General features: G+C 75.4%; 8 protein-coding genes. 6 read left to right on the top strand and 2 right to left on the bottom strand.

Annotated features, from left to right (window positions below):
• Positions 1-3,023, bottom strand: a 3,023-nt coding sequence (locus ACYVO2_RS36745; RefSeq protein ID WP_461012474.1) for a BTAD domain-containing putative transcriptional regulator, incomplete at its 3' end; no start/stop codon positions are given.
• Between the two features lie 155 nt (positions 3,024-3,178).
• On the opposite strand from ACYVO2_RS36745, the gene ACYVO2_RS36740 reads away from it, so the two are divergent.
• The 3 genes from ACYVO2_RS36740 (at position 3,179) to ACYVO2_RS36730 (ending at position 6,992) form a co-directional block, all read left to right on the top strand.
• A complete protein-coding gene (locus tag ACYVO2_RS36740; RefSeq protein WP_461012473.1) occupies positions 3,179-3,763 on the top strand; it encodes an NADPH-dependent FMN reductase in 585 nt (194 codons plus the stop codon).
• A gap of 105 nt (positions 3,764-3,868) precedes the next feature.
• A complete protein-coding gene (locus tag ACYVO2_RS36735) occupies positions 3,869-5,287 on the top strand; it encodes an MFS transporter (RefSeq protein ID WP_461012472.1) in 1,419 nt (472 codons plus the stop codon).
• Positions 5,288-5,417: 130 nt separating this feature from the next.
• Positions 5,418-6,992 (top strand): alkaline phosphatase D family protein, encoded by a 1,575-nt coding sequence (locus ACYVO2_RS36730; protein ID WP_461012471.1) that lies wholly within the window; start codon positions 5,418-5,420, stop codon positions 6,990-6,992.
• Positions 6,993-7,042: 50 nt separating this feature from the next.
• On the opposite strand, the gene ACYVO2_RS36725 is transcribed toward ACYVO2_RS36730, so the two are convergent.
• Positions 7,043-8,143: a cytochrome P450 family protein gene (locus ACYVO2_RS36725; protein WP_461012475.1), complete on the bottom strand. Its 1,101-nt coding sequence runs from the start codon at positions 8,141-8,143 to the stop codon at positions 7,043-7,045.
• A gap of 382 nt (positions 8,144-8,525) precedes the next feature.
• On the opposite strand from ACYVO2_RS36725, the gene ACYVO2_RS36720 reads away from it, so the two are divergent.
• The 3 genes from ACYVO2_RS36720 (at position 8,526) to ACYVO2_RS36710 (ending at position 11,975) form a co-directional block, all read left to right on the top strand.
• Positions 8,526-10,007 carry a family 43 glycosylhydrolase gene (locus tag ACYVO2_RS36720; protein ID WP_461012470.1) on the top strand — a complete coding sequence of 494 codons (1,482 nt, stop codon included), beginning with the start codon at positions 8,526-8,528 and terminating at the stop codon, positions 10,005-10,007.
• A 28-nt stretch (positions 10,008-10,035) separates the two neighbouring features.
• Positions 10,036-11,484, top strand: coding sequence for a family 43 glycosylhydrolase (locus tag ACYVO2_RS36715; protein ID WP_461012469.1), 1,449 nt, complete (start codon positions 10,036-10,038; stop codon positions 11,482-11,484).
• Positions 11,485-11,648: 164 nt separating this feature from the next.
• On the top strand, positions 11,649-11,975 hold the full coding sequence (locus tag ACYVO2_RS36710; protein ID WP_461012468.1) for a plasmid stabilization protein: 327 nt from the start codon (positions 11,649-11,651) through the stop codon (positions 11,973-11,975).
• The last annotated feature ends 219 nt before the right edge of the window (positions 11,976-12,194 follow it).

Genomic DNA, 12,194 nt, shown 5'->3' with positions numbered 1-12,194 from the left:
CGGGTGCGTGCGGCCGCCGCGGCGTGGGCGGCGGCCAGCCCCTCGAACGCCAGCGCCACCGCCCGCGGATCGCCGGTGCGGCGCGCGGCGGCCAGGCCGTCCAGGTGCAGGGCGCGGGCGGCCGCGGCGTCGCCGCGCCGCTCGGCGACGAAGCCGAGCTCGCACAGGGTCAGCGCGATGCCGGGGTCGAACCCGACCCGCCGCTGCCACTCCAGGGCGTCGCGCAGCAGCTCCTCCGCGGTGTCCAGGCGCCCCTCCCGCCGCGCCCCCATGGCCAGGCCGAGTTCCGCGAACACCTCTCCCGGCCGGTGGCTCTGCTCCGCGGCCAGCTTCATCGCCTGCTCGTGCAGTCGCCTGGCCCCGGCCAGGTCTCCGGAGAGCAAGGCGAGCCTGCCGAGCCCGGACAGCAGGTACGGCACCTGGGTGTGGATACCGAGCTCCTCGGCCATGCGCAGGCCCTCGCGGAGCAGTTCGGCGGCGCGCCCGTGGTCGCCCCTGATCTCGGCGAGCCGGCCGAGCAGGTCGGTGGCGCGCAGCCGCCCCCAGCGGTCGCCGAGTTCGGCGAAGAGCGCAGCGCCGCGCTCCGTGCGGCGGGTGCACGCGGCGAGGTCCCCGCGGATCAGGGCGTGCAGGGCCAGCGTGGTCAGCGCGGCGGCCGTGCCCCAGCGGTCCCCGAGCGCGCGGAAGGCGGTCAGGGCCCGCTCCGCCAGCCGTTCGCCGGTGGCCTGGTCGGCGCCGCCGGTCAGGATCTCGCCGAGGAACCACTCGGCCCCGGCCCGGCCGCCCGGGTCGTCCAGGTGGTCGTAGGGCTCCAGGGCCGCGCGGACCCGCTCCGCCCGGTCGGCGCCGTGCCGTCCGAGCAGTTCCATGCCCGTCCGCCAGGCTCCGGCCTCGGCCGCGGCCGAGGCCGAGCCCGAGGCCGCGGTCGGCTCGGGGCCGGCGGCGCCGAGCGCCAAGTCCAGCAGGCGGCGGGCCTCGCCGAGCCGTCCGCGCAGGAACCAGTACCAGGCGAGCGCGTTGACCAGGCGCAGCGCCAGGTCCGGGCGGCCGTGCCGGGCCGCGCTCTCGACGGCGGCGCGCAGGTTGGCGTGCTCCCGGTCCAGGTGGTCGAGCCACTGCCGCTGCTCGGGGCCGCGCAGCCGCCGCGCGGCCCGTTCGGCGAACTCCGCGTAGTAGGCGTCGTGACGGGACCGGACGCGCTGGGACTCGCCGGACTCCCGCAGGCGTTCGGCGCCGTAGGCGGCGACGGACTCCAGCAGCCGGTAGCGGTGGCCGCGCGCGTCGCCCGCGACCGCGACCATGGAGCGGTCGACGAGGCGGGAGAGCAGCTCCGCGACGTCCTCGGCCGCCACCCCGTCCCCGGCGCACACCGCCTCCGCGGCCGGGAGCGAGCAGCCGTCGGCGTGCGCGGACAGCCTGCGCAGGACGGCGCGCTCCGGCTCGGTCAGCAGCTCCCAGCTCCAGTCGATGGTGGCCCGCAGGGTCCGCTGCCGCCGCGGGACGTCCCGCCGTCCGGCCGACAGCAGCCGGAACCGGTCGTCCAGCCGGGCCGCCAGCTCGTGCACGCCCAGCGCGCGGACCCGGGTGGCCGCCAGCTCCAGCGCCAGGGGGATGCCGTCCAGGCGGCGGCAGACAGCGGCGACGGCGGAGGCGTTGTCGGCGGTGAGGGCGAAGCCGGGAGCGGCGGCGGCGGCGCGGGCCACGAACAGCCGGACGGCGCTGGAGTGCCGCAGGGTCGCCGGGCCGGTCTCCGTCGCCGCGTACGGCGGCTCCAGCGGCGGCACCGCCCAGACGGCCTCCCCGCCGACGCCGAGCGTCTCCCGGCTGGTGGCCAGGATCCGCACCTCGGGGGCGGCCGCGAGCAGTCGGTGCGCCAGCGCGGCGGCGGGCTCGATCAGGTGCTCGCAGTTGTCCAGGACCAGCAGCAGTCGCCTGCCGCGCAGGGCGCGGGCGAGCCGGTCGGCGGCGGGGACGGCCTCCCCCGGGGGGTCCGCGGCGGCGTCGTCGCGGATGCCGAGGGTGGCGGCCACCGCGTCCGCCAGCGCGTCCGGCTGGTCCAGCGCGCCGAGTTCGGCCAGCCACACCCCGTCCGGGAAGGCGCCGAGCAGCCGGGCGGCGGTCTCCAGGGCGAGCCGGGTCTTGCCCACGCCGCCCGGCCCGGTGAGGGTGACGAGCCGGTGGGCGTCCAGCAGCGCCCGCACCTCGGCGACCGCCTCGGCGCGGCCGATCAGCTCGGTGGGCGGCGCGGGCAGGTTCGTGCGGGGGCGGGCCGGGGCCAGGGCCGGGTCCTGGTTGAGGATCGCCCGGTGCAGGGCCGCCAGCTCGGGGCTCGGGTCCAGGCCCAGCTCCTCGCGCAGCCGGTCGCGCAGCTCGCCGAAGCTGTCCAGGGCCTCGCTCTGCCGCCCCGCGCGGTACAGGGCGCGCATCAGCGCGGCGCGCGGCCGCTCCCGCAGGGGGTGGCGGGCCACCAGCTCGCGCAGCTCGCCGATCAGCGCGGTGTGCTCGCCGAGGGCCAGCCGGGCCTCGGCGAGGTCCTCCTCGGCCGTCACCCGCTGCTCCTCCAGGTGCGCGATCGCGGCCCGCGCGAACTGCTCGCCGGCGAAGTCGGCGTAGGCGGGGCCCCGCCACAGCGCCAGCGCGTCGGTGAGCAGCGCGGCCCTGGCCCTCGCGTCGGAGGTCTCCCGCGCCCGCGCCAGGAGCGCCGCGAACCGGCCCGCGTCCACGGCCTCGGCGCCGGCCTCCAGCGCGTAGCCCGCCGCCCGCAGCACCACCAGTTCCCGGCCGCCCCGCTCGGCGTCCTCCAGGGCCCTGCGCAACTGGGACACCTTCACCTGGAGGGCGCCCGCCGGGTCCGCGGGGGGCGCCGGGCCCCACAGGTCGTCGATCAGCCGGCCGGCGGGCACCGGCCGCCCGTCCCCGGCGAGCAGGCCGGCCAGCAGGGCGCGGACCTTCAGCCCCCGGATGGCGACCGGGGCGCCGTCCACCGTCCAGACGGCCAGTGGCCCGAGCACCCCGAAACGCATGGCCTCACGATAACGCGGTGACCAGCGCCTACGGCGGCGGACGGCGGGCGGTAAGCGGACGGAAAGCGGGCGGGAAGCGCGCGGCCGCACCGTGGGGGCGACCCCGGGACGGCCCCGGAACGACCACGGAGACCGCGAGACACGAAAGGCCCGCGATGTCTGACACCCCGCCCCTGCACGTCGCCCTGCTCATCGGCAGCACCCGCACGGGCCGGTTCGGCCCCGTGGTGGCCGGCTGGTTCGCCGAGCAGGCCGCCCGGCGCGACGACGTCACGCTCGACGTCGTGGACCTGCGCGACGCCGGGCTGCCCGACACCCTGACCGACGAGGGCGAGGACGCGCCCGGGCCGGTGCGCGCCCTCGCCCCGCGCCTGGCCGCCGCCGACGCGTTCGTGGTGGTCACCGCCGAGTACAACCACAGCTTCCCCGCCCCGCTCAAGACCGCCGTCGACTGGTTCGTGGACGAGTGGCGGGCCAAGCCCGTCGGTTTCGTCTCCTACGGCGGCAGGTCGGGAGGGCTGCGCGCGGTCGAGCAGCTCCGTCTGGTCTTCGCCGAGCTGCACGCCGTGACCGTCCGCGACACGGTCGCCTTCGCCAACTGCCGGGAGCGGTTCGGCGACGACGGCAGGCCCCTGGACGCGGCGGGCTCCGCGGCGGCCGCCCAGGGCCTGCTCGACCAGCTCGCGTGGTGGGCCCGCGCCCTCCGCGACGCGCGCGCGGCACGGCCCTACGGGTGCTGAAGCCCACTGCCCGACCACCCCGACGGCCCGGCCACCCCGACGGCCCAGTCGCCCCACGCCCTTCGACCCGACGACCTTCAACCCCCGCTGCCCGAGGAGCCCTCGATGCACTCCCCGCCCGGACTGAGGTGGAGCCTCGCCCTGCTGGCGTTCTCCAGCCTCATCACCTCGCTCGACTTCACCATCGTGTACGTGGCGCTGCCCGAGATCGTCCGGGACATCGGCCTGTCCGGGCCCTCGGCCCAGTGGGTGATCAGCGCCTACGCGGTGTTCTTCGGCGGCTTCCTGCTGCTCGGCGGGCGCTCGTGCGACCTGCTGGGACGCCGCCGCATGTTCGTCGTGGGCATGGTCGCGTTCGGCGGGGCGTCCCTGCTCGGCGGCCTGGCCGGGTCGCCGGCCGCGCTGATCGCCGCCCGCGCGGTGCAGGGGGTGGGCGCCGCGGTCGTGTTCCCCGCCACGCTGTCGCTGGTCAACACCATGTTCGCGGAGGGGCGCGAACGCGTGGGGGCGCTGGCGGTGTGGGCCATGGCCGGTGCCGGAGGGCTCAGCCTGGGCGCGCTGCTCGGCGGCGTGCTGACCCACGCGTTCGGCTGGGAGGCGGTGTTCCTGGTGAACGTGCCGCTGGTGGCCGCCGCGGCCGCCGCCGCGTTCCGGCTGCTGCCCGCGGACGGGCCGGTCGAGCGCGGGCGCGGCTTCGACCTGCCCGGTGTGCTGACGGGCACCACGGGCGCCACCCTCCTGGTGTACGCGATCGCCGAGGTGCCCGAGACGGGCTGGACCTCCCCGGCGTTCGTCACCGCCGCCGCGGCCGGGCTGGTGCTGCTGGCCGCGTTCCTCGCCGTCGAGGCGCGCAGCCGCAGCCCGCTGATGCCGCCGCGCCTGCTGCGCGACCGGCACCTGGCGCCCGCGCTGGTGGTCATCTTCGTGTTCGGGGCGACCATGCAGAACGTCGTGTACTTCCTCACCCTGTACTTCCAGGACGTGCTGGGCTACTCGGCGCTGCGGGCGGGGCTGGCGTTCCTCGGCCTGTCCGCGGTGATCGCGCTGGGGAACTTCGTCGCCGGGCGGCTGATGATCCGCTTCGGTGTCCGCGCCACCCTGGTCGTCGCGCTGCTCCTCGGCAGCGCGGGCAGCGCCCTGCTGGCCGCCGGGATGGTGGCCGACGGCTCCTACCGCACCGTGCTCGCCGGGATCGCCGTGTACGGGATGGGCATGGGCACCGTCTATCCCACCCAGTTCGCCGCCGCGGGTACGGGCGTGGCCGCGCCGGAGCAGGGCATCGCCGGCGGGATGGCCAACACCGCCATGCAGATCGGGGTGGGCGTCGGGCTGGCGGTGCTCGTCGGCGTCGCGGCACCGGACGCCGCTTCCGCCGGCGGGCTGCGCTCCGCGGTCGCCGTGTCCGCGGGGCTGACCCTGCTGGGCGTCGTCGCGGCGCTCGCCGTCCCCGGCCGCCGCGCCGGCGGGCCGGACCCGGCCGCCGTGCCCGGGAGCGCGGCCGCCGCACCGGCGCGCGACCGGTGAACCGGCGCCCGGGAACCGCCGTCGACTCGCCGTCGCCCACCCGTCACGGAGCGGTCGTCACCGCGTCACCGCCTTCCAGGAACGTGCAGCAGACCAGCGCTGAAGGGGCGCTCGGACGAAACGGTGGAACATGCACACTCCTGCCTTCCCCCAGCCGCGACGGCGCACGTTCCTCCGCCTCGCCGGCGTCGGCTCGGCCGCGCTGCTGGCCGGTGTCGGCCTGCCGGGCACCGCCGAGGCGGCCCACTCCGGCGAGCGCATACCCGACGACCCGTTCCGCCTCGGCGTCGCCTCCGGCGAGCCGGCCGACGACGGCTTCGTGCTGTGGACCCGGCTCGCCCCCGAGCCGCTGGCCCCGGACGGACGCGGCGGCATGCCCCGCGCGGCGTTCGACGTCGTCTGGGAGGTGGCCGAGGACGAGCGGTTCCGGCGGGTGGTGCGGCGCGGGCACGCGCTGGCGACGCCGGACCTGGCCCACGCCGTGCACCCGCGGGTCCGCGGGCTGCGCCCGGGCCGCCAGTACCACTACCGCTTCCGCAGCGGACGCTGGATCAGCCCGGCCGGCCGGGTCCGCACCACGCCCCGCCCCGGCGCCTCCCCGGCGGCGTTCGACTTCGCCCTGGCGTCCTGCCAGGCGTGGTACCACGGCTGGTTCAGCCCGTACCGCCACCTGGCCGCCGACGACCCCGACATGGTGTTCTTCCTCGGCGACTACATCTACGAGTACGCCATCACCGCCGCCAACCTGTGGCGCCGGGGCGCGGCGCTCGGCGAGGGCCACGGCCACGAGACCACCACCCTGGCGGACTACCGCCTGCGGTACGCCCTCACCAAGTCCGACCCCGACCTCCAGGCCGCCCACGCCGCCGCCCCGTTCGTCATCACCCCCGACGACCACGAGGTGCAGAACAACTACGCGGGCGACCACTCCCAGTACGGCGTCCCGCCGGAGGACTTCCAGCGGCGCCGGGCCGTCGCCTACCGCGCGCTGTACGAGAACACGCCGCTGCCGCTGGCCGCGCTGCCCCTCCGCGGCCCCGACGCGCGCTACTACCGCCGCCTGGGCTTCGGCCGGCTGGCCGCGATCCACGTCCTGGACACCCGCCAGTACCGCGACAACGTGCCGGCCGACGCCGCGGAGCAGGCCGACCCGCGGCGCAGCATCCTGGGCAGGGCCCAGGAGCGCTGGCTGTACGACGGGCTGCGCGGCGCCGGCGGGCCCGGGCCCCGCTGGAACCTGCTGGCCCAGCAGGTCGCCCTGATGCGGGTCACCGAGAGCCGCCGCGACCAGTGGGACGGCTTCCCGGCCGCCCGGCAGCGGCTGCTCGACGCCTTCGCCGACCCCCGCACGGCCAACCCCGTCGTCCTCACCGGCGACACCCACCGCGCCATCGCGGGCGACCTGCACGCCGACTTCGCCGACCCCGGCTCGCGGATCGTCGGCAGCGAGCTGGTCACCACGTCCATCGCCTCCGACGGCGACGGCGCGGAGACCGACCGGTACACCCGGGACTGGACCCAGCACCCGTGGGTGAAGTACTACAACGGCCGCCGCGGCTATCTGCGCTGCCGGGTGACCCCGCGGGAGCTGACCGCGGAGTACCGGGCCGTCCCCTACGTCCAGCGCGACGCCGCCGCCCCCGTCTCCACCGTCGCGGCCTTCACCGCAGAGGCGGGCCGCCCGGGACTGGTGCGGACGGGCTGATCACGGCGGCGGCCGGGGCGGGGGCGGGGCGTCGCGCGCGGGTGGCGCCGTCAGCGCCGGGAGACGGTCACCGGCAGGGCGACCAGGCCCCGGGAGACCGGGGAGCGGCGCCAGGCGAGGGTGCCGGGGGGCGCGGCCGGGGCGACGTCCAGGCGGGTGAACAGGGCGGGCAGGGCGACCTGGGCCTCCGCCCTGGCCAGGGGGGCGCCGATGCAGTAGTGCAGGCCGTGGCCGAACGCCAGGTGGCCGCGGTCCTCGCGGGCGGGGTCGAAGGTGTCGGGGCGGGGGAAGCGCCGCGGGTCGCGGTCGGCGGCGGCCATCGACAGCACCACGGCCTCCCCCGCGGGTACGCGCACACCGCCGAGCTCCACGTCCTCGGTGGTGTAGCGGAAGATGGTGTGCACCAGGCTGCCCTCCCAGCGCAGCACCTCCTCCACCACCGCGGGCCAGCGCTCCGGGTCCCGGCGGGCCGCCTCGAGGTGCTCGGGGTGGGTGAGCAGGGCGAACGCGCCGTTGCCGATGAGGTTGAGGGTGGTCTCGTGGCCGGCGGTGACCATCACGGTCAGGGTGTCCACCAGCTCCTTGTGCGTCAGGGCGCTGCCGTCCGCGCGCACCCGGACCAGATCGCTGGTCAGGTCGTCGCCCGGCTCGGCGCGTTTGCGCGCGGTCAGGTCGTCGAGGTAGCCGGTGAGGGCGGCGTAGGCGGCCCCGGCGTCCTCGACCCCGTCGCTGGTGACCAGGGCGTCGGTCCAGTCGCGCAGTCGCGCGCGGTCCTCCTCGGGGACGCCGAACAGGTCGCAGACGACCGTCAGCGGCAGGGGCGTCGCCAGGTCCCGCACGAGGTCCGCCGTACCGGCCTCGGCGATGTCCGCGACCAGTTCGCCGGCGATCTCGGCCATGCGGGGGCGCAGCAGCTCGATCCGGCGCGCGGTGAACGCCTTGGAGACCAGGGCGCGCAGCCGGGTGTGGGCGGGCGGATCGGCGGTGAACATGGTCTCGCCGCTGGTCAGCACGACTTCGGGCGACATCGGTATACGGCCTTCGTGGAAGGCTTTCCAGTGCACCCGGTCCCGGCTGAGCCGGGGGTCGGAGAACGCGGCGCGCACCTCGTCGTAGCGGGTGACGTACCAGGCGGGGTACCCCCCGGGCATGGTCACGCGGACGGCCGGGCCCGCCTCCTCCCTTAATCAGGCCAGCACCGGATACGGGTCCGCGTGGTAGCGGGGGGTGAAGAGCTCCATGGGTTCGCTGTTTTCAGCCATGGGTCCCATGGAAGCTCAGGCCAGGGGCGGGCGACAGGGGTGAGCGGGATTCCGCCACGGTCCGCCGGGTCGGCTCCGCGGACGGCGGGGCCTCGGGGGCCGGGCTCCTCCGCCGCCGTCCGCCGCGTCCGTCGCCGCCGTCCGGGTGGGCATTCGGGAAACCGGACGTGACGCATCCATTGACGCCCCTCCCTCCACGCCTCTACGGTCTGGCCGAAGTTACGCACAGTGTTCGACATTTCGAACGTCCTGTTGCCAGAGGGGACTTCCCGTGTTCCGCATCCGTCACTGGTCCGTCCTGGGCGCAGCGCTGCTGGCCCTGCTCGTGTCGCCGGTCGTCCAGCCCGCCTCGGCGGCCGAGGGGCGGCCGTACACCAATCCGGTCAAGGCGCAGAAGGGCGCCGACCCCTGGCTGGAGTACCACGACGGCAACTACCACCTGATCACGACCTCGTTCACCAACGAGCTGACCATGCGCAAGTCGCCGACGCTCGCGGGACTGGCCACCGCCCCGAGCGTCCAGGTGTGGCAGGACACCACCCCCGGCCGGGACTGGAACATGTGGGCACCGGAGATCCACTTCTTCGACGGCAGGTGGTACCTGTACTACTCGGCCGGGCAGCGCGGCGCCGCGTGCTGCGACTCGCAGCGCACGCACGTACTGGAGAGCGCGGGCTCCGACCCCATGGGGCCCTACACCCACAAGAACACCCTCACCGGCGCCAACCTCGCCCCCGGCGGCTGGCTGATCGACGCCAGTGTCCTGCGGCACGGCGGGCGGCTGTACCTGGTGGGCAGCGGCTTCGTGAACGGCGGCACGCAGAGCCTGGTCATCGCGCCGATGAGCAACCCGTACACCCTCAGCAGCTCCACCTTCACCGTCATCTCCAGCCCCACCCTGAGCTGGGAGCGGCAGGGCAACCCGGTCAACGAGGCCCCCGAGCCGCTGTACCGGGGCGGCCGGACCTTCCTCACCTACTCGGCCAGCTCCTGCCAGACCCCCGACTACAAGCTGGGCCTGCTGGAGCTGACCGGCGCCGACCCGCTCGCCCCCGCCTCGTGGACGAAGAGGACCACGCCGGTCTTCCAGCGCGACGACGCGGCCGGGGTCCACGGGCCGGGCCACAACGGGTTCTTCACCTCACCGGACGGCACGGAGAACTGGATCGTCTACCACGGCAACGACTCGGCGAGCGGCGGCTGCGGCAACGGGCGCACCACCCGCGCGCAGAGGTTCACCTGGAACGCGGACGGCACCCCCCGCTTCGGCACCCCCGTCGCCCTCGGCACCACCCTGCCCGGCCCCTCCGGGGAGACCGCGGCGACCCCGGCGGCGTACACGCTGGTCAACCGCAACAGCGGCAAGTGCCTGGACGTGGCGGGCGGCGCCACCGCGGACGGCACCGACATCGCCCAGTGGACCTGCAACGGCCGGGCCAACCAGAAGTGGCGGGTGGTGGACCTCGGCGACGACACCAGCCGCCTGGTCAACGTGGCCACCGGCAAGGTCGTGGACACCGCCGACTGCTCCACCGCCGACGGCGCCGACATCCGCCAGTGGAGCTGGCTGGACAACACCTGCCAGCGGTTCCGGCTGGTCCACACCGGCGGCGGCCACGTACGGATCGTGAACGCCAACAGCGGCAAGGTCGCCGACGTGGCCGACTGCGGCACCGCCGACGGAGCGAACGTGCGCCAGTGGGCCTGGCTGAACAACACCTGCCAGCAGTGGCGCCTCCAGCCCACCGCCTGACCCCCGACGACCAGGAGAGAAACCCCTCATGAGACGCATCGTCCGCCGCGCCCTGCTCGCGGTGACCGCCGCGCTGGCCGTGCTGGCCACCACCGGCACACCGGCGGGGGCCGCCGCCCCCGCCTCCCCGGCCGTGACGTTCACCAACCCCGTCGCCGAGCAGCGCGCCGACCCGCACATCCACCGGCACACCGACGGCTACTACTACTTCACCGCCACCGTGCCCGCGTACGACAGGATCGTCATGCGCCGGGCCACCACCCTCCAGGGCCTGGCCACGGCGGCGGAGGTCACCATCTGGACCAAGCACGCCGGCGGGGAGATGGGCGCCCACATCTGGGCGCCGGAGATCCACTTCATCAACGGCAAGTGGTACGTGTACTTCGCCGCCGGCGCCGCCGACGACGTGTGGAGGATCCGGCCGTACGTGCTGGAGACCAGCGCCGCCAACCCGCTCACCGGCACCTGGACCGAGAAGGGCCGCATCGCCCTGCCGCTGGACACCTTCTCGCTCGACGCCACCACCTTCGTGGTGAACGGCACCCGCTATCTGAGCTGGGCGCAGAACGACCCGGCCGTGGGCAGCGGCACCAACCTGTACCTGGCGCGGATGTCCAACCCGTGGACCATCAGCGGCAGCCCGGTGATGATCTCCAAGCCCACCCACGCGTGGGAGACCGTGGGCCACCGCGTCAACGAGGGCCCCGCGGTCATCCAGCGCAACGGCAAGGTCTTCATGACCTTCTCGGCGAGCGCCACCGACAGCAACTACTGCCTGGGCCTGCTGACCGCCTCCGCCACCGCCGACCTGATGAACCCGGCCTCCTGGACGAAGAACCCGCAGCCGGTGTTCCGGAGCAACGACGCCACCGGCCAGTACGGCCCCGGCCACAACACCTTCACCGTCTCCGAGGACGGCAGGTCGGACATCCTCGTCTACCACGACCGCAACTACAAGGACATCAGCGGCGACCCGCTCAACGACCCCAACCGCCGCACCCGTTACCAGAAGTTCTACTGGAACGCCGACGGCACCCCCAACTTCGGCATCCCCGTCGCGGACGGCGTCACACCGGTGCGGTTCTCCTCGTACAACTTCCCCGACCGGTACATCCGCCACTGGGAGTACCGCGCGAAGATCGAGCCCAACGTCACCAACCTCGCGGACTCGCAGTTCCGGGTGGTGCCCGGTCTGGCCGGCGGCGGCACCGTGTCGCTGGAGTCGGCGAACTTCCCCGGGTACTACCTGCGGCACAAGAACTTCGAGGTGTGGCTGGAGCGGAACGACGGCTCCGCCGCCTTCCGGGGCGACGCGAGCTTCTTCCGGCGCGCCGGGCTGAGCGACTCGGCGTCAGGGGTGTCCTTCGAGTCGTACAGCCACGCGGGCCGCTACCTGCGGCACTACGAGTACCTGCTCATGGTGCAGCCGGTCGCCACGGCGCTGGACCGGCAGGACGCCACCTACTACGCCGAGTAGCCCGCGGCCCCCGCCCGGCGCGGGCGGCGCGGTTTCGCGGCGGGCATCGGGGAAACCCGAGCCGTATGCGGTCCGCCGGCCCGCGCGGCCCGGACACGGGAGCGGGCGACGGCGGACCGGACGGATCAGACGGATCAGACGGACCAGGCGAAGGGGATCGGACGATGCCTGCGGGATCCGGCTCCAAGCGGGAGCGCCAGTACGAGCACATCAAGGACAGCGGTGAGAAGCGCGGCATGTCCGAGGGCCGCGCGAAGGAGATGGCCGCGCGCACGGTGAACAAGGAACGGGCGCGCTCCGGCGAGGCGAAGTCCGGCAGCGCCGCCTCGCGGCAGGGCAAGTCCCCCGCCCGGCGCGGCGGGGAGAGGTCCGGCGGCGGCTCGCGCTCCGGGCCGACCCGGGAGCAGCTCTACGAGGAGGCGAAGAAGAAGGGCATCGAGGGCAGGTCCTCGATGACCAAGGAGCAGTTGGCCAAGGCACTCGGCCGCTGACCCGTCACCGGCCGCGGCCCGTCCGCCCGCCGCCCCGCGCGGCGGCGCGGCCCCGGGCCGCGGCCGGAACGGCGCCCGCACAGCCGCCCCGGCCGGTACGCCCGGCGGGGGCGGCCGGTCGCCGTTCGGTGCCTCGGACGACGTCCGGCCCGTGCGGCGGCGCCGCCGGGCACGGCCGCGGCGGTCACCCGCGCGCGCCCCGGTGCCGATCGCGGCCGG

This window comes from Streptomyces capparidis, assembly GCF_054782095.1.
The sequence above is the reverse complement of the archived record's forward strand: the minus strand, read 5'-3'. Positions and strand labels throughout refer to the sequence as shown.